This window comes from Flavobacterium petrolei, assembly GCF_003314435.2.
Classification (GTDB): Bacteria; Bacteroidota; Bacteroidia; order Flavobacteriales; family Flavobacteriaceae; genus Flavobacterium; species Flavobacterium petrolei.
Genome location: NZ_QNVY02000001.1, coordinates 1,436,573 through 1,455,709, shown reverse-complemented (window position 1 = coordinate 1,455,709; position 19,137 = coordinate 1,436,573). Strand labels below are relative to the sequence as shown.

General features: G+C 36.1%; 16 protein-coding genes and 1 riboswitch. Of the genes, 1 reads left to right on the top strand and 15 read right to left on the bottom strand.

Annotation, left to right across the window (positions count from 1 at the left end):
• Nucleotides 1-22 precede the first annotated feature (22 nt).
• From DR871_RS06315 to DR871_RS06280, 8 genes are all read right to left on the bottom strand, one after another.
• Nucleotides 23-349: a nucleotide pyrophosphohydrolase gene (locus tag DR871_RS06315; protein ID WP_113665419.1), complete on the bottom strand. Its 327-nt coding sequence runs from the start codon at nucleotides 347-349 to the stop codon at nucleotides 23-25.
• Nucleotide 350: 1 nt separating this feature from the next.
• Nucleotides 351-803: a D-aminoacyl-tRNA deacylase gene (gene dtd / locus DR871_RS06310; protein WP_113664359.1), complete on the bottom strand. Its 453-nt coding sequence runs from the start codon at nucleotides 801-803 to the stop codon at nucleotides 351-353.
• 36 nt (nucleotides 804-839) lie between these two features.
• The gene (gene rsgA, locus DR871_RS06305; RefSeq protein WP_113664360.1) at nucleotides 840-1,817 is read right to left on the bottom strand and encodes a ribosome small subunit-dependent GTPase A; all 978 of its coding nucleotides are present in this window, start codon (nucleotides 1,815-1,817) and stop codon (nucleotides 840-842) included.
• Between the two features lie 274 nt (nucleotides 1,818-2,091).
• On the bottom strand, nucleotides 2,092-3,174 hold the full coding sequence (locus DR871_RS06300) for a bifunctional 3-deoxy-7-phosphoheptulonate synthase/chorismate mutase type II (protein ID WP_113664361.1): 1,083 nt from the start codon (nucleotides 3,172-3,174) through the stop codon (nucleotides 2,092-2,094).
• Nucleotides 3,175-3,256: 82 nt separating this feature from the next.
• Nucleotides 3,257-4,114, bottom strand: a complete 858-nt coding sequence (locus DR871_RS06295) for a prephenate dehydrogenase (protein ID WP_113664362.1) — start codon at nucleotides 4,112-4,114, stop codon at nucleotides 3,257-3,259.
• Between the two features lie 183 nt (nucleotides 4,115-4,297).
• Entirely contained in the window at nucleotides 4,298-5,443 is a 1,146-nt protein-coding gene (locus DR871_RS06290; RefSeq protein WP_113664363.1) for a pyridoxal phosphate-dependent aminotransferase, read from the bottom strand.
• A 59-nt stretch (nucleotides 5,444-5,502) separates the two neighbouring features.
• Nucleotides 5,503-6,330 (bottom strand): prephenate dehydratase, encoded by an 828-nt coding sequence (locus DR871_RS06285; protein WP_113664364.1) that lies wholly within the window; start codon nucleotides 6,328-6,330, stop codon nucleotides 5,503-5,505.
• A 391-nt stretch (nucleotides 6,331-6,721) separates the two neighbouring features.
• Nucleotides 6,722-7,975: a dicarboxylate/amino acid:cation symporter gene (locus tag DR871_RS06280; RefSeq protein ID WP_113664365.1), complete on the bottom strand. Its 1,254-nt coding sequence runs from the start codon at nucleotides 7,973-7,975 to the stop codon at nucleotides 6,722-6,724.
• Between the two features lie 148 nt (nucleotides 7,976-8,123).
• Between DR871_RS06280 and gldA the strand changes: the two genes are divergently transcribed.
• Nucleotides 8,124-9,020: a gliding motility-associated ABC transporter ATP-binding subunit GldA gene (gldA, locus tag DR871_RS06275; RefSeq protein WP_113664366.1), complete on the top strand. Its 897-nt coding sequence runs from the start codon at nucleotides 8,124-8,126 to the stop codon at nucleotides 9,018-9,020.
• Nucleotides 9,021-9,087: 67 nt separating this feature from the next.
• On the opposite strand, the gene metF is transcribed toward gldA, so the two are convergent.
• The 7 genes from metF to DR871_RS06240 all read right to left on the bottom strand — a co-directional run bounded on the left by metF (nucleotide 9,088) and on the right by DR871_RS06240 (nucleotide 19,119).
• Nucleotides 9,088-10,044, bottom strand: a complete 957-nt coding sequence (gene metF / locus DR871_RS06270; protein WP_113664367.1) for a methylenetetrahydrofolate reductase [NAD(P)H] — start codon at nucleotides 10,042-10,044, stop codon at nucleotides 9,088-9,090.
• Between the two features lie 95 nt (nucleotides 10,045-10,139).
• Nucleotides 10,140-12,815 (bottom strand): methionine synthase, encoded by a 2,676-nt coding sequence (gene metH, locus DR871_RS06265; RefSeq protein ID WP_113664368.1) that lies wholly within the window; start codon nucleotides 12,813-12,815, stop codon nucleotides 10,140-10,142.
• Nucleotides 12,816-12,985: 170 nt separating this feature from the next.
• A complete protein-coding gene (locus DR871_RS06260) occupies nucleotides 12,986-13,987 on the bottom strand; it encodes a homocysteine S-methyltransferase family protein (RefSeq protein WP_113664369.1) in 1,002 nt (333 codons plus the stop codon).
• A gap of 308 nt (nucleotides 13,988-14,295) precedes the next feature.
• A riboswitch (SAM riboswitch) is annotated at nucleotides 14,296-14,414 on the bottom strand.
• 92 nt (nucleotides 14,415-14,506) lie between these two features.
• The gene (locus tag DR871_RS06255) at nucleotides 14,507-15,559 is read right to left on the bottom strand and encodes an NAD(P)/FAD-dependent oxidoreductase (protein ID WP_091173268.1); all 1,053 of its coding nucleotides are present in this window, start codon (nucleotides 15,557-15,559) and stop codon (nucleotides 14,507-14,509) included.
• Nucleotides 15,560-15,669: 110 nt separating this feature from the next.
• A complete protein-coding gene (locus tag DR871_RS06250; protein ID WP_113664370.1) occupies nucleotides 15,670-16,260 on the bottom strand; it encodes a precorrin-2 dehydrogenase/sirohydrochlorin ferrochelatase family protein in 591 nt (196 codons plus the stop codon).
• Nucleotides 16,261-16,262: 2 nt separating this feature from the next.
• Complete coding sequence (gene cobA, locus DR871_RS06245; RefSeq protein WP_113664371.1) at nucleotides 16,263-17,036, bottom strand: uroporphyrinogen-III C-methyltransferase; 774 nt, start codon at nucleotides 17,034-17,036, stop codon at nucleotides 16,263-16,265.
• The gene (locus DR871_RS06240) at nucleotides 17,029-19,119 is read right to left on the bottom strand and encodes a nitrite/sulfite reductase (protein ID WP_113664372.1); all 2,091 of its coding nucleotides are present in this window, start codon (nucleotides 19,117-19,119) and stop codon (nucleotides 17,029-17,031) included. The genes cobA and DR871_RS06240 overlap by 8 nt, the downstream gene beginning before the upstream one ends.
• Nucleotides 19,120-19,137 lie beyond the last annotated feature (18 nt).

Here is a 19,137-nt window from a genome sequence, read left to right as displayed (position 1 = left end):
TTCATAATTTATACTTCACAAATTATTTGAGTTTTTCGTTGTTTTTGTGACGGTCTTTATCTCTAACAGATTTTAAATCCATCTTTTTATTGAAAGCGGCTTGTAAATCGATTCCGGTTTGGTTTGCCAAACACAATACCACAAAAACTACATCGGCTAATTCTTCGCCAAGGTCTTTATTTTTATCGCTTTCTTTTTCGGATTGTTCGCCATAACGACGAGCAATGATTCGGGCCACTTCGCCTACTTCTTCGGTAAGTTGTGCCATATTGGTTAATTCGTTAAAATAACGAACGCCGTGTTCTTTGATCCAAGTATCTACGTCGAGTTGCGAGTTTTTTAGGTTCATTTTATTCTTTATTTTTACTGTCAATTACTATTGTTACTGGACCGTCATTTAATAAAAGCACTTTCATATCAGCGCCAAATATGCCAGTTTGCACTTTTTTACCAAACTCTATTTCCAGACGTTTTACAAAATTCTCATACAATGGAATGGCAACCTCAGGTTTTGAAGCTTTTATATACGAAGGACGATTGCCTTTTTTGGTAGCGGCATGCAATGTAAATTGACTTACCACAATAATATCGCCATTTATATCTTTGACGGATAAATTCATCACGTCATTTTCATCCCCAAAAATACGGATGTTGGCTATTTTTGTAGCTAACCAATTGATATCTTCCTGGTTATCCGCATCTTCAATACCAACTAAAACCAACAATCCTTTTTGGATATCGGCTACAATTTTATTGTCTATAGTTACGGAGGCGGAGGAAACCCTTTGAATTACAACTTTCATTTTTAAAATTAAAATTGATTTTTGAAATTGATATTATTATTCCCTCGTCTTATCACTGATTATTCTATCCTCATTATGGATATCAGTACGGTAATTTTCATCGTCTCCTTCCAGAATTTTAAGGTAACTTCTATAACGGGACCACGCGATTTCATCTCTTTCTAAAGCTGCTTTGATGGCGCAATGCGGTTCGTCTTTATGCAAACAATTATTGAATTTACATTGTTCTTTCAATTTGAAAAACTCAGGGAAATAGCCACTAATTTCCTCTTTTTCCATGTCCACAATTCCAAAACCTTTGATACCTGGCGTGTCAATAATTTTAGCATCAAAAGACAAATCATACATCTCAGCAAATGTTGTGGTATGCTGTCCTTGTTTACTTGCTTCAGAAATCGTTTTTGTTTTTAAATGCAAGGAAGGTTCCATAGCATTTACTAAAGTTGATTTTCCAACACCGGAATGCCCAGAGAACATACTCACTTTGCCAATCATCATTGCTTTCAATTCCTCAATTCCTTTCATTTCAGTAGAAGAAACACGCAGACATTTGTACCCTATTTCTTGATACACATGCTGCATATACAATTGCTCATCAAGTGTGGCGTCATCAAAAGTGTCTATTTTATTAAAAACTAATATCGTTTCAATTCCGTATGCTTCGGCAGTAACCAGAAAACGGTCAATAAAATTAAAAGTCGTTGGAGGATTATTAATGGTAACTAACAAGAAAACGCGATCAATATTAGACGCAATAATATGCATCTGATGCGATAAATTCACTGATTTACGTACAATATAATTCTTTCTATCATGAATTTTATGAATGGTTCCTGTAACCGTGTCTGATGTCTCTTCAAGTTCATAATCCACAACATCACCTACAGCAATAGGATTGGTACTTTTGATTCCTTTTATTCGAAATTTCCCTTTCATACGGCATTCGATAAAATCACCTTGTTCGGATTTTACGGTGTACCAACTTCCTGTAGATTTATATACGAGTCCTGTCATTTAGGATTATTTGATTGAATATTAACGATTTTAGATTTCTAATTTAAAATCTAAGACTTTGCAAAGATAATTCTTTGTTTTAGGTTTATCCCGAAGCTTCGGGATAAAGTTTGAAGTTTTTCACTTTGAACAACTTTACATACAATTAAAAATAAAAAATCCCCACAACTTTTTTTTACAAAAGCGGCAGGAATTTTTTTAAAAATCTAAATTAATGGCTCACGAAATCAAAAATCAGAAATCGTTAATCCTCAATCTTAAATCTTAAATCATTTTATGCGTTCAACACTTTTTCTTGGTGCCCAATACTTTCTTGGTGTATTGCTTTGAACATTTTTAGTACAAATTCTTCCGTCAATCCTTTTTTCTCACCATCCAAAATCATTTTTCCAAGGATTTCATTCCATCGATTGTTTTGCAATACAGCAACGTTTGCGTCTTTTTTCACTTGACCTATTTCATCCGCTACTTTCATTCTTTTACCCAAAAGCTCTAACAACGTAGCATCTAAAACATCGATATTAGCTCTTAATTTAGCCATTTTTTGAGTAAATGCATCCGATACATCGTTTACTTTTCTTACCTTCAAATCAATAAAAATTTGTTTCAAAGCATCCGGAGTCACTTGCTGCGCAGCATCACTCCATGCATTGTCTGGATCGTAATGTGTTTCGATAATCATACCGTCATAATTCAAATCTAAAGCTTGTTGAGTAACTTCAAGAATCATTTTGCGGTCTCCTGTAATATGAGACGGGTCAATTATTAAAGGTAAATCTGGGAATTTATTTTGCAATTCAATAGCAATCTGCCATTCTGGAATGTTTCTGTATTTTGTTTTTTCGTAAGTTGAAAAACCTCTATGAATTACCCCTAATTTTTCAATTCCAGCATTGTACAAGCGCTCAACGCCGCCCAACCATAAAGACAAATCTGGATTCACCGGATTCTTAACCAATACGATTTTTTTAGTTCCTACTAAAGCATCTGCAATTTCCTGCATTGCAAAAGGATTTACGGTAGTTCTTGCACCAATCCACAATACATCAATATCATATTCCAAAGCCAATTTTACGTGAGCCGCATTTGCCACTTCCGTTCCCATTAGCAATCCGGTTTGTTCTTTAGCTTTTTTTAACCATTTCAATCCAATTTCACCAACACCTTCAAATCCTCCCGGACGTGTTCTTGGTTTCCAAATTCCTGCTCTAAAAACACTTACATCTGAATCTTTCAATTCATGTGCAATTTTCAATACTTGTTCTTCTGTTTCAGCACTACAAGGTCCTGCGATCACAAATGGATGAGTCAAATTGAATTCATTCAACCAATTTCTCATTTCTTTCTTGTTTTCCATCTTTTCTAATTTTATTTTTTTTAGTTTTTGTGTTGTTCTATTTAATTGTAAATTTCTCCTGAAGTTTGAGGATGAACACTGATTATTTTTTAATGTTCATTCCGTTTAATATTTCTTTTATTTTGTTGACACTTTGCATTTCATTATAAATCGCATCGTAATCTTCTTTTTCTAATAATTCTTTAAATTTTGATAAATTCGAAATATATTCGTCCAATGTTTTTACAACCTGTTTCCTGTTTTGTTTAAAAATTGGCGTCCACATCGCTGGGGAACTTTTGGCCAAACGAACCGTACTTTCAAAACCGGAACCTGCCATATCAAAAATATCCTGCTCGTCTTTCTCTTTATTAATTACCGTTTTTCCCAGCATAAAGGCACTGATATGCGACAAATGCGACACGTAAGCAATGTGTTTATCGTGTGATTTCGGATCCATATAACGAATTCTCATTCCCATTGCCTTAAATAAATCCAACGCTTTTTCTTGTAATTTGAAAGTAGTTTTTTCCACCTCACAAATAATATTTGTCTTCCCTTGAAACAATCCTTTTATCGCTGCCGAAGGTCCAGAAAACTCCGTTCCTGCAATAGGATGCGTGGCAATAAAATTCCTCCTTTTAGGATGGTTGGCAACTATTTCACAAATAGGAATTTTGGTAGAACCCACTTCAAAAACGATACTATTATCGCCAATAACATCTAATACTTTTGGCAAAACAACCAGCGCTACATCAACAGGAACCGAAACGATTACAAAATCAGCATCGGCTAAATCTTCAAATGTGGCACCAGCATCCACAACTCCTAAAGCTATGGCTTCCGCCAAATGACTTTCGTTAGTATCAATCCCATAAATTTTGGCCTCCGGATGCAGCGTTTTAATGTCCAATGCCATCGAACCGCCTATTAATCCAATTCCTATTACAAATACTTTCATTTTTTATTTTTTTGAGCTAATCCTGCTATTCGTCTCAATCTTTTACTTTTAAAGAAAAAGTAAAAGGATTTCCACTGCTATCAGGGCTAGGGCTTCTCGTTTTTTTAGAATTTTTATTTGTTAGTTACAAGGTTTTGAAAACCTTGCAAGAAAATCTGAAATCTAAAATCGTTAATCAGCAATCTAAAATCTATTTATCGCTTCCTGTACTTTTTCTTCTTTTACACAAAGTGCAAATCGTATGTATCCTTCTCCATTAGAACCAAAAATGGTTCCCGGCGTAATGAAAATGGATTTATCATATAAAATTTCATCAATGAATTTCTCTGATGATGTAATTCCGTCCGGCAATTTTGCCCAAACAAATAATCCAACACCTTCTTTATACACTTTACAGCCTAATTTTTCTGCCAGTTGTTCGGTAAGAATTCTGCGTTTTTTATAAATCGCATTCATCGATTCAAACCAAATTTTGTCACTTTTCAAAGCTGCAATTGCTCCCTTTTGAATCCCGTAAAACATTCCGCTATCCATGTTGCTTTTTACTTTTAAAACTGCATCGATACAAGCTGCATTTCCTAGAAGCATTCCAACTCTCCAGCCCGCCATGTTGAAAGTCTTACTCAAAGAATTCAATTCTAAAACCACATCTTTTGCGCCTTCCACTTGCAATAAACTCATCGGGTTGTCGTTCAAAACAAAACTATACGGATTATCATTAACCAACAAAATATTATGTTTCTTGGCGAAAGCCACTAATCTTGAAAACAACTCCAAACTTCCTCTTGCTCCTGTTGGCATGTGTGGATAACCAATCCACATTATTTTCACTTTCGATAAATCCAGTTTTTCCAAAGCTTCAAAATCCGGTTCCCAGTTATTATTTTCTTTTAAGTCATAATAAACTGGAACTGCTCCTACTAAATTCGTAACCGAAGTGTATGTTGGATATCCTGGATTTGGAATCAGTACCTGATCGCCTTCATTCAAAAAAGCCAGCGAAATATGCATAATTCCCTCTTTGGAACCCATCAAAGGCAAGATTTCGTTAGCCGGATTCAACGCAACTCCGTAATTATTTTTGTAAAAATCAGCCATGCCTTGACGCAATTCCGGTAATCCTTGATAACTTTGGTATTGATGCGCATTTTCATCTTGCATTGCCAAAACTACTGCGTCAATTACTGCTTGTGACGGTTGTAAATCCGGGCTTCCAATTCCCATATTAATAATTGGTTTCCCTTCAGAAGCCAGTTGTCTTACTTCTCTCAATTTTGATGAGAAATAGTATTCTTCAATTATATCGAGACGTTTCGCTGTAGTAATCATGTTTAAATTTTAAGATTCTTTTGACTTTGTAACTTTGTAGCTTTGTAGCTTTCGACTAATTATAATTTTGTGTTTTTATATTCGCCTAACACTTTGAAATATTCCGCCATGATGATCAATAATGACTTTGCTTTTGCATAATCTTCGTATTTTTCGAAAGTAACATCCACAAAAAACGAATATTTCCAAGGTGTTTCTATTTTTGGCAACGACTGTATTTTGGTTAAATTCAATTTACAATCACTCATTACATTTAGTACTGCAGCCAAACTGCCGCGCTTGTGATCCAATTCGAATTTGATGGAGGCTCTGTTTATTTCGTTTTCAGGGACAAAAGAATTGTCCTTTTTGATAATCACAAAACGCGTCATATTATTTTTAATCGTTTGAATTTCCGGAGCCAAAATCTCTAAATCATACATTTCCGAAGCGGTTTTACTGGCGATTGCAGCAATTCCTTTCAACTGTTTTTCCTGAATTCTACGTGCCGTTTCAGCAGTATCTTTGTCTTCGACTAATTTTATGTTTGGGTATTTTTTTAGGAATTCCATACATTGCAAAATTGCCATGGGATGCGAATGTACTTCTTGAATATCCTCTATTTTTTGACCTTTTAAGGCCATTAAATTCTGATGAATTCTCAAATAATGTTCTCCTATTATGTGCAAATTATTTTTGTCAATCAATGCGTAATTTGGAATAATAGGACCCGCAATAGAATTTTCTATCGCCATAACTGCTTGATCTGATTTGCCTGAAAGCAGGTTATCCACTAATTCTTCAAAAGACAAACATTCATCGACAGCAACTGCCTGACTGAAATATTCTTGAGCAACCTGATGGTGAAAAGAACCCGTTATCCCTTGTATTCCAATTATTTCATTCATTTTTACATCTTTTTAAGCAAAAAAAAATCCCGATTTTCATCGGGATTGTATATTTATAGTATCAATTTAATTTTATAATCAAATAACCATACAACAATCCCTTTCTACTTTCCAGAAGAAATAATAAGAATTGCTAAAATAAAATCGGTTACTCAACATCTTGTTGCTTTTTTGCATTAATTACTCTGCGAATGTATACATAATTTCCAGCTAACCCAAAAAAAAAAGCTGATTTTATTGAACAAAAAAGAGATTCGCTAAAAAACTGGTTATTAATTATGTAATAATTAAAAAAAGGCTTTTAAAATATTTTTTAATCAGCGTGTCTTTATGATTTTCGGCAATTGAAATATTATTTTTCCTGAATTTTACCTTTAAAAATAAACCTAAATTACGCCACTAATTTTTCAGTAAGCCATTTTTTCCCTTCCGAAATTCGAGTTACCATCATTGCCGATACTAAATCACCATTTGCATTCAGCAGCGTCGCCATTGGATCAACCAAGGTTCCCACAATCATTGCGGCCGGCAAAGCCTGCTCCATAGGAAATCCATAAACGGTTATCGCCAGAATTTCTCCTATATAACCTCCATTTGGAATTCCGCCTTCAACTACTGAAACAATAACCGTAATTCCCAATGCCATTAATATAGTATTAGGATCCGTTAAATCTTTTCCAAACATGGCAAAAATTACTGCAATTTTTATAATTGACGACATACTCGATCCGTCTTTATGCAACGGTGCTCCCAGTGGAATAACTACATTCCTGATGTGAGTCGGAATATTCATTTTTTCAGCACCTTCCAGATTGGCAGGAATTGTCGCAATGCTGCTGCAGGTTCCCAATGCTGTTAAGGAAGGCGTAATATTGTTTTTCCAAAATACTTTAAATCCTAATTTTCCTCCAGCTATAAAAGCGTACAAACTAAAAAACACGACAAAGTAAAAAGCGCAAACTGCATAATAAAGTCCCAAAGGTTTTGCATAAGCGCCAAATAATTGCGGTCCAAATATCCCAACCTGATACGCAAAATAAGCACCCAATCCTATTGGAGCCGTTTTCATGATGATGTGTAACAATTGTTTCATCACTTCATTGCCTGAATTCAAAAACCGGCTAAAATCTTTCCCTTTTTCGCCCGATTGCAAACTAGCAAATCCTATTAAAAACGAGAATATGATGAGCGCCAACATACTTTTTCGAGAAAGTAGCTCATAAAAATCTCCCGCTGTAAGCAACTGGGTAATTTGTGAACCTGTGGTGCTTTCCTGAATAGTTTCTAATGGGATTTTAGAAATGATAATATCTTGCTGAATGGGAAATAACAATACACCAACTAGCATCAAAACGGCAGAAATAAGTACTGTACTTAAAAATACTCCAATGACAATGACAAACAATTTTCCTAGTTTCTCTGATTTTTCTAAATTGGCAATCGAAGATGCGATGGTAAAAAAAATCAACGGGATAATTGCCGTAAACAATAAATTCAGAAATATATCGCCCAAAGGCTTAATCACCTCTACTCCTTTTCCAAAAACTAAACCCAAAATACTTCCTGCCAGAATTCCGCCAAGTAGCAATAAAATACTTTTGTAATTTTTTAAGAAACTGCCCGATTGTGTATTTTTCAAATTCATATCTATATAGTTTAGGGTAAATATATAAATCTAAAATAGAATATCATCCCGCTTTGTAAAACTTTGACTTAGGTCTTTTTAGCTATTGAGCTACAAAAAACAATAAATCAATGTTTTTTCTGTTTACTTTTGCAACAAATAAAATTCCATGTCAATAGAAGTAAATAACATATCAAAAAGTTACGGTGCCCAAAAAGCATTGGATAACATTTCATTTTCTATAAAAAAAGGAGAAATCGTTGGTTTTTTAGGTCCAAATGGAGCCGGAAAATCAACTTTAATGAAAATATTGACAACCTACATCAATGCCGATGAAGGCACTGCAATCGTAAATGGAAATGATGTAAACACTCAACAGAAAGCAGTGCAACTTTCTATTGGTTACCTTCCGGAACACAATCCGTTGTATTTGGATTTGTATGTTAGGGAATATTTGGCTTTTAATGCTGATGTCTATAAAGTAGCCAAATCCAGAATCGAAGAAGTAATTCAACTGACCGGTTTAAGTACCGAAAGTCATAAAAAAATAGGGCAATTATCTAAAGGATATCGCCAGCGTGTAGGTCTTGCCAATGCTTTATTGCACAATCCTGACGTCTTGATTCTCGATGAACCAACTACAGGTTTAGACCCTAATCAATTAATGGAAATTCGTAATGTGATTAAAAACGTGGGGAAAGACAAAACGGTTTTCCTTTCCACACACATTATGCAGGAAGTCGAGGCCATTTGTGACCGCGTTATTATCATCAATAACGGTAAAATTGTTACCGATAAAAAACTGGACAATTTAATTTCTGAAGACAAGGAGCAAGTTATCGAAGTAGAATTTGATTATAAAATAGAGGAACAATTAATTGCTAAAATCGAAAATCTTGTTTCTTACAAGAATACGCACGACACGATTTGGGAATTGACTTTCAAAGCGGATAAAGATATGCGTCCAGCAGTTTTTGATTTTGCTAATGCCAATGGATTGAAAACACTTCAACTGAATCAGAAAAATAAAAACTTGGAGGCAGTATTTAGGGAAATTACGAAGTAGTTTACAACTAAAAAAAGCTCATTTAAATCAATTTAAACGAGCTTTTTTTCTGAAATGCGATTCAACATCAAAAAATCTTACTCGCAATTTGTTTAATATTTTCTGATTTTCCCATTGAATAATAGTGTAAAACTGGAACTCCGGCAGCTTTCAATTCTAAAGATTGTTGAATCGCCCACTCTATCCCTACTTGTCTGATATCTGCATTGTTTTTACACTGATCCACGGCATGAATTAAATCTTCCGGCAAATCGATTCTAAAAATTTGTGGTAAAACCTGTAAGTGTCTTTGCACCGCAATTGGTTTAATTCCCGGGATAATAGGGACGGTAATTCCCATTTCTCTGGCTTTAGCAACAAATTCAAAGTATTTAGCATTGTCAAAAAACATTTGCGTCACCACATAATCAGCACCTGCATCTACTTTTTCTTTCAATCTTTTCAAATCTGAAATTAAAGATGGAGATTCTAAATGTTTCTCCGGATATCCCGCAACTCCAATACAAAAATTAGCTTTGTTATCAACATCCATCACGTCATGCAAATATTTTCCGCAATTCAATTGGTTAATTTGTTTGACCAAATCGACTGCGAAATCATTCCCTCCTTGTTTAGGAACAAAAGACTGTTCGTCCTTCATGGCATCGCCACGCAAAGCCATCACATTATCAATTCCCAGATAATGACAATCGACTAATAAATATTCGGTTTCTTCTTTGGTAAAACCACCGCAAAGCACATGAGGAACTGTATCTACATTGTACTTATGCTTGATTGAAGCACAAATTCCAAGCGTTCCAGGACGCATTCTGGTTAGTTTTTTTTCCAATAATCCATTTCCCTTATCGACATAAATAAATTCCTCACGAGAAGTGGTCACGTCTATAAATGGCGGTTTGAACTCCATCAACGGATCAATATTATCGTATAATTCCTGAATGCTTTTCCCTTTTTGAGGCGGAATAATTTCGAAGGAGAACAACGTTTCTCCTTTTGCTGCTTCTATATGTTGTGTTACTTTCATTTTCTTTAGTTTGAAGTTTAAGGTTTAAGGTTTAAGGTTCTCTCGAATAACTTTAAACTTTAAACTTTAAACAAAATTTCAACTTTAAACTATTTCTAATCCGCAATATTCGGGTTCAACCATTTCGTAGCCACTTCGGTCGAAACGCTTCTTCTTTTGGCGTAATCAATAACTTGGTCTTCTTTTATTTTTCCAAGTCCAAAATACTTACTTTCCGGATTCCCAAAATAATATCCAGAAACAGATGAAGCGGGCCACATCGCCATACTTTCCGTTAAAGTCACTCCTATTTCTTGTTCTACATTCAGCAATTTCCAAATCGTAGGTTTTTCTAAATGGTCTGGACAAGCCGGATAACCCGGTGCAGGACGAATACCTTTATAAACCTCTTCAATCATAGCTTCGGTTGTTAAATTTTCATCAGAAGCGTATCCCCAAATTTCTTTACGGATTTTTTCGTGCAAATATTCTGCAAAAGCTTCTGCAAAACGATCTGCCAATGCTTTGACCATGATCGAATTGTAATCGTCTAAATCTTTTTCGAATTCAGCCGCCCATTCATCCACACCAAAACCGGTCGTTACACAAAACGCACCCATATAATCCGTTTTACCACTATCTTTCGGAGCAATAAAATCCGACAATGCAATATTTGGAGCGCCTTTGGTTTTTTGTGATTGCTGACGCAAAGTCAAGAATTTCTCTAATACTTTTCCACTTTCATCACTCAATTCAATATCATCATCATTCACTTGATTCGCAGGAAAGATTCCGTAAATTCCTTTGGCAGTCAATTTCTTTTCTTTCAAAATAACTTCCAACATTTCCTTTGCATCCGCAAAAACAGAAGTAGCTTGTTCGCCAACAACATTATCCGTTAAAATAGCCGGATATTTCCCGAACAATTCCCAGGTTCTAAAAAACGGTGTCCAATCAATGTACGGAACCAAAACATCCAAATCGACTTCGATTGTTTTTGTTCCAATAAAATTAGGTTTCATTGGATTGTAGTTTTCCCAATCTAATTTCAGTTTATTGACACGAGCTTGCTCAATAGTTAAGAAATTTTTATCGCGCGAACGATTCAAAAACGTCTCTCTAAAAGCATCATATTCTGCCCTGATGTCACTTGCATATATTTTCTTCTCACTGTTCAATAAATTTCCGGCAACCGTTACGGCTCTTGAAGCATCATTTACGTGAATTACAGTCGATTTATATTGTGGCGCAATTTTCACGGCAGTGTGCGCTCGTGAAGTCGTTGCTCCACCAATCATCACCGGAATTTTTATATTTCTTTTATCTAATTCTTTAGCCAAATACACCATTTCATCCAATGATGGCGTTATTAATCCGCTCAAACCAATAATATCAACGTTGTGCTCTATTGCGGCAGCGATGATTTTCTCGGGAGCGACCATGACACCTAAATCGATGATTTCATAATTGTTACAAGACAAAACAACTGAAACAATATTTTTTCCAATATCGTGTACGTCGCCTTTTACCGTTGCCATTAAGATACGACCTGCAAAACTCGAAACACCATCTTTTTCGGCTTCAATAAACGGCAATAAATAAGCAACTGCTTTCTTCATTACACGAGCTGATTTTACCACTTGTGGCAAAAACATTTTACCCGAACCAAATAAATCCCCAACGACATTCATTCCTGCCATTAGGTTGATTTCGATTACTTCGATAGGTTTTGTTGCTGCAAGTCTAGCTTCTTCAACATCTATTTCTATAAATTCATCAACGCCTTTTACTAACGAGTGCGTCAATCGTTCCTGAATAGTTCCCGAACGCCATTCCTGAACTGCTTTTTCATTACTCTTTACGTCTCCCTTTACATTTTCTGCAAAGTCCAACAAACGTTCCGTTGCATCATCGCGTCTGTTTAGAATTACATCCTCAACACGTTCTAATAAATCTTTTGGAATTTCATCGTAGATAGAAAGCATTTCCGGATTCACGATTCCCATAGTCATACCATGCTGAATCGCATGGTACAAAAACACTGAGTGCATCGCTTCCCGAACCGTGTCATTTCCTCTAAACGAAAACGAAACATTACTTACACCACCACTGATATGTGCGTGAGGCAAGTTCTCTCGAACCCATTTGGTTCCTCTAAAGAAATCCAATGCGTTCAATCGATGTTCTTCCATTCCTGTCGCAACAGGAAATATATTCAAATCGAAAATAATATCCTGTGGAGGAAAACCAACTTTGTTTACCAAAATATCATACGAACGTTGGCAAATTTCTATTCGGCGTTCGTAATTATCCGCTTGTCCAGTTTCATCAAAAGCCATTATAATAGCTGCAGCTCCATAACGCTTAATCAATTTAGCATGATGAATAAATTGTTCTTCGCCTTCTTTTAAAGAAATAGAATTCACAACACTCTTTCCTTGAACTACTTTTAATCCCGCTTCAATGATGTCCCATTTCGAACTGTCAATCATGATTGGCACTCGGGAAATATCAGGTTCTGCAGCGATTAGATTTAGGAATTTTGTCATAGCGTATTCGCCATCCAGCATTCCTTCATCCATATTAATATCGATGATTTGCGCGCCACCTTCCACTTGCTCTTTGGCAATACTGAGTGCTTCTTCGTATTTTTCTTCCTTGATTAACCGAAGGAATTTTCTAGAACCTGTAACATTCGTTCGTTCACCAATATTCACAAATACGCTTTCCGGCGTAATGATTAAAGGCTCTAATCCCGATAATACAAGGTTTTTTCTAGTTTGTTGTGCCATTTTTTATTTTATTTGATCCTTCACGATTTCAGCAAACGTTCAGGTTTCGTATATCTTATTATTATTTTGGGCGTGACCCAAAAAGGGTCGAGCTATTCGTTGCAAGTCCTCGCTCTTCCTTCGTCAGGCTGTGGGCTTTTCACTGCTATCCCTCACGCGGGCATTCTTGGTTACATCGTCGCTGTCGAAACTCTGGGCTTGTACTCCTTAGCGATATCAGCAATCAACTTAATATGTTCTGGCGTTGTTCCGCAACAACCGCCTATGATATTGACTAAATTATCGTCTAAATATTCTTTGATGAAAGCTTGCATCTGTTCTGGTGTTTCATCATACTCTCCAAAAGCGTTTGGCAATCCTGCATTAGGATGCGCCGATACATTGAATGAAGTATTTTGTGACAAAGTTTGCAAATAGGGTTTCAGCAAATCAGCTCCCAAAGCACAATTGAAACCTACACTCAACAATGGAATGTGCGAAACCGAAACCAAAAAAGCTTCTACAGTTTGACCTGAAAGTGTTCTTCCTGATGCATCGGTAATCGTTCCGGAAACCATGATTGGAATGTCGATATTGCGTTCGTCTTTGACTTCTTCGATAGCGAAAAGTGCTGCTTTGGCATTTAAAGTGTCGAAAATAGTTTCTACTAAAAGCAAATCACTTCCTCCGTCAATCAACGCCTCTACTTGTTGTTTGTAAGCAATACGCAAATCATCAAAAGTTACGGCTCTGTAACCTGGGTCGTTTACATCTGGTGACATGCTCGCTGTTCTGTTTGTTGGACCTATTGAACCAGCAACAAAACGAGGTTTGTCCGGATTTTTGGCTGTAAATTCATCAGCTACTTCACGGGCGATTCGTGCCGATTCATAGTTGAGTTCATATACCAAATCTTCAAGATGGTAATCTGCCATTCCGATGTTAGTTCCAGAAAAAGTATTGGTTTCAACGATATCCGCTCCTGCTTCAAAATAAGCGGCATGAACAGCACGAATCGCTTGGGGTTGTGTCAGTGACAATAAATCGTTGTTCCCTTTTAAGGAATGTGGAAAATCTTTGAAACGTTCCCCACGAAAGTCTTCTTCGGAAAAATTGTAGCGTTGCAACATGGTTCCCATAGCTCCATCGAGTACGAGTATGTTTTTTTTAATGGCTTCTTGAATTGTTGACATCTTTTGTTTTATTCTCGCAAAACACTAAGTATTAAGCGCTTATTATTAATTACAAAAGTTCACTATTTAAGCTCTTTAGCCCCGATTACTTCACTTAATTTCTATTCTCATAGGAGTTCAGTGAACTTTGTTTGCAGTGAAAATCCTTTTACTTTTTTTGTTTAAAAAAGTAAAAGATTGCAACGGAAAGCGGGAACGGTACTGGCAAAAAAGTGCCAATTGTTCGCTCCTGATACTGAAATTAATTCAGCAGGCTAAAAATATATGTTGTCAAGAAAAGGTTTGAGAAATACTAAGTGAGTATTCGTGTGTTATCTATCTTAGATACTGAAAATGTTCAGTATAAAGTAGAATGTAGCACCTTCTTTAAAGATAAAGGGTTGCTAAGGTTTCATTGGGTCTTTCCCTCCGCCTTTCGTGATAACTTTCAATAAATATAGGAACAGTGCAAAGTAAAGACAAAGCGCTAATACTTGCAAGTATTAGCGCTTAATTTTTTAACTAGTTTGGACTAAGTTGTTAAACTATTGCTTTCACCACGGCTTTTGGAGCTTCTTTACGAGTTCCGTCAAATCCATCAACACCGGAAACTGTAGTGTATTTCAATACATATCTCTTACCCGGATTGATGATTTGGTAGGCTGCCTGACACATTAATGTTGCTTCGTGGAAACCACAAAGAATCAATTTTAATTTTCCAGGATAGGTATTAACGTCACCAATAGCAAAAATTCCAGGAATGTTCGTTTGGTAATCCAAAGCATTATTTACTTTGATGGCATTTTTTTCAATGTCTAATCCCCAGTCTCCGATAGGACCTAACTTTGGAGTTAATCCAAAAAGCGGAATAAAATAATCCGTTTCAATTGTTCGGTGTGCGCCATTTTCCTCGATTACAACTCCTTCTAGATGTTCAGCACCTTTCAAGCCAACAACTTCTCCAGGCGTAATCATCTTTATTTTACCGGAATTTTTCAATTCCTGTACTTTTTCTACAGAATCTAAAGCACCTCTGAATTCGTTTCTACGGTGAATTAACGTTACCTCAGAAGCTACATTCGACAAGAAAATACTCCAGTCTAAAGCTGAATCTCCTCCTCCAGCGATTACTACTTTTTTGTCTCTGAATTTCTCCGGATTTTTGATAAAGTATTTAATTCCTTTATCCTCGTAAAATTCGATGTCTTCGATTAATGGTTTTCTTGGCTCAAAACTTCCCAATCCACCTGCGATTGCTACTACAGGAGCATGGAATTTTTTTCCTTTATTTGAAGTCACAATAAAAGTCCCGTCTTCTTGTTTTTCAATTGTTTCAGCACGTTCACCAAGAGTAAATCCCGGTTCGAATTGCTTGATTTGCTCCATTAGATTATCTACTAAATCTCCCGCTAATACTTCCGGGAAACCTGGAATATCATAAATAGGTTTTTTAGGATATAATTCAGATAATTGTCCGCCCGCTTGTGGCAAAGCATCCAGAATATGACATTTTAATTTTAACAATCCTGCTTCAAAAACTGCAAATAAACCCGTAGGTCCGGCTCCTATTATAAGTATGTCTGTTTTAATCATTTTTTTATTCTTTATGTAATGTAATTGTGCTAAACTATTTAATTGCAAATGAACGATTGATTTTTATTACTTTAAATGATAAATATCAGTCGGATTCTTTGTTCTTTATGCTATTCTCTTGGTTCTTTATTCTTCAACGACTCGGTGATTTCATTCATCTTCTGCACTTTTTCTTCAAAATTCCCTTTTAATGTTTTGCGATATTCATTTAAGTTTTCGACCATTTTATTAATATCGTCCGGAATGATTTCTTCAAAAAACTCCCGTAATCTTTTGGCAGTTGTTGGTGATTTTCCGTTGGTTGAAATGGCGATTTTTACATTTCCTTTGGTTACAATTCCACCCAAATAATAATCACATAATGGCGGTGTATCCGCAATATTGCAAATCAAATATCTTTTTCGGGACAAATCATAAATCCTTTTATTCACTTTCAAATCATCGGTGCAGGCAATAACCATGTGGCGATTGCGAAGCATCCATCGATTGAATTTTCTATACGTCAATTGTACCGAAGGATGTTTTGCAGCGAGGCTTTCCAGCTCTGGTAAAAACTTTGGCGCCACCACCTCAACATTGGCGTTTGGACTCGATTTCAACATGAAAGATAACTTTTCTAAACCCACATTTCCGCCACCCACAATAAGTACGTTGAGGTTGTGTAATTTTAAAAATATTGGATATAATTCGTTCCTTTCCAATGCTACTTTATTTCTTTTGATATGAATTCTTCGTAAAATCCTTTCAATTTATTACTTTCTTTTACTACTTCTCCAATGACAATTATGGCAGGCGAACTTAATTTATGCTCCGTTACAACCTGTTGAATTGTATTAATTGTTCCAACACCAATTTTCTCCTGAGCAGTAGTTCCGTTTTGAATAATCGCAACGGGAGTTTCGCCTTTAGATTCTTTTTGGAACAAATCAATAATCTGAGACAGTTTGCTCATTCCCATCAAAATCACAACTGTTGCCGATGATTGCGCTGCTAAAGCCACATCATTTGATAATTTTTTATCAGACGTTGTACCTGTAATTACCCAAAAACTTTCCGAAACACCTCTTTTGGTCAACGAAATCCCTTGATAAGCAGGAACAGCAATCGAAGATGAGATTCCAGGCACTACAAATGTAGGTATCCCAAAACTTTCTACAAAGTCTATTTCCTCACCGCCACGACCAAAAATAAATGGATCACCACCTTTTAACCGAACCACATGACCGTAGGTAAGCGCGTTGTCTACAATTAATTGGTTGATTTGGTCTTGCGTGTATTCATGACAGCCTTTTCTTTTTCCAACGAATATTTTAATTGCTTTTTTAGGAGCATAACTTAAAATTTCTTCGTTTGCCAAAGCGTCATACAAAACGACATTGGCCTCAGCCAGTGCCTTTGCCCCTTTGATTGTCAGTAAATCAGGATCACCTGGACCCGCACCCACTAGCGTTACTATTGGTTGTATCTTTTTAAGCATCGGCTAAGTCTTTTTCTCTGTATGATTCAATTGCTTCAAAAAAGACAATTGCATCTTGAATGTAATTTTGTGCAAATTCAGCAGAAGGTTCATTCTGATTGATTTGGTATACTAAATCTCTTAATGTTGACTTCAATTGAATGATATTCGTTGCTACGAAAACTGTATCAAACAAATCGATAATTCCAGCTTGGTGATTTGTTTTTTGGTTTTCAGCCAATAATAATGCTTTGGATCCATTTACAAATCCTGCGTATGCCAAATAAATTGCATCAGCCCATTTTGCATCATCAAAAGCTTCCTTTGCAAAAGTTAATTTGTCCTTGGCTTCCAATAATAAGGTAGCCACTAAATCAATAACAACACCAGCGCATTCTCCTACTCCAACAGCTTTTACGTAGTTATCAGCATTTCCCCAATCTACAAAATCAGCTTCGGTAAGATTAGTCAAATCAGCTAATGGTTTCAAAAATTCATAGAAATACTTCTCGCCTTTAGCATCATAATAATTCAAGAATGATTGTCCGTTTCCGTTTGCTTCAAAATCATTTAAGATGAAACGCAAAGCATCAGGGCCTCTTCTACTTGGAATTTTGATTACTTTATCCGAAAATCTTCCGTTTCCATTTCCTAAATTTCCACCGCCTAATAAAACTTGTAACGCTGGCGCCACTAATTTACCTGAATTGATTGACATTCCCTGGAAACCAATTTCGGCCATATTGTGTTGTCCACAAGCATTCATACAACCACTGATTTTAATCGTGATTTCCTGATTGTTGCTGTATTGTGGATATTCTGTTTCTAAAACTCTTTCCAGTTCTACTGCGATTCCGGTGCTGCTTGCAATTCCTAAATTACACGTATCTGTTCCCGGACAAGCCGTAATATCCGAAATGGTATTGTAACCTAGAGCTACAAAATCTAATTTGGCTAATTCTTGGTAGAAAAAAGGCAAATTTTCTTCTTTTACATGACGAATTAAAATATCCTGTCTCAATGTAAAACGCAATTCATTAGCCGCATAATTTTTAATCAAATCCGCTAATAATCTTGCTTTATCGGTATAAAAATCACCCAATAAAACTTTGATTCCAATCGCTACATAACCCGCTTGTTTTTGCGCAATTACATTTGATTTTTTCCAAGTTTCGAAAGCTGCTGCATCTTCGATAACTACTTTTGGTACTTCCAATAAAGGTGCTGGAATTTCAGCATCAAAAGCTGTCGTATCTATTTCAACTGTTTGGTGAGACAATGCTTTTTTCTCTTCATCCACCAATTTTAAAAATTCATCTCTACCAATATCTTTGATTAGGAATTTCATACGCGCTTTCAAACGTTTCGCTCTTTCGCCATAGCGATCAAAAATTCTCAAAACGCCTTCTGTTGTTGGAATAATTTGGTTTACCGGAATAAACTCTGACAATAATTCGGCATGACTTGGTTGAGAACCTAATCCTCCTCCTAACATTACTTTAAATCCTCTTTCGCCATTTACAATTCTTGGAATAAATCCTAAATCATGTAAATAACTCAAGGCCGTATCTTTATCCGAAGAAGAAAATGAAATTTTGAATTTACGTCCCATTTCCTGACAAACCGGATTTCTTAAGAAAAACTGAAACATAGCATGCGCATAAGGCGACACATCAAAAGGTTCTTCTGAATCAATTCCAGCTGTTTCACTAGCCGTAATATTTCTTACGGTGTTTCCGCAAGCTTCACGAAGTGTAACATCATCTTTCTCTAATTCAGCCCAAAGTTGTGGTGTTCTGTCCAAACTTACATAGTGAATCTGGATATCCTGACGCGTTGTAATGTGCAAACGTCCGGTAGAATATTCATCGGAAACTTTGGTAATACGAGTCAGTTGTTCGCTGGTCACTTTACCAAAAGGCAATTTGATACGAATCATTTGTACGCCTTCCTGACGCTGACCATACACTCCTCTCGCTAAACGAAGGCTACGGAAACGCTCATCATCAATTTTACCGTCACGGAATAAAGCAATTTTTCTTTCTAAATCGATAATGTCTTTTTGGACAATCGGGTTTTCTATTTCGGTTCTAAAACTTTCCATCTGTGTGTTGTTTTTGGC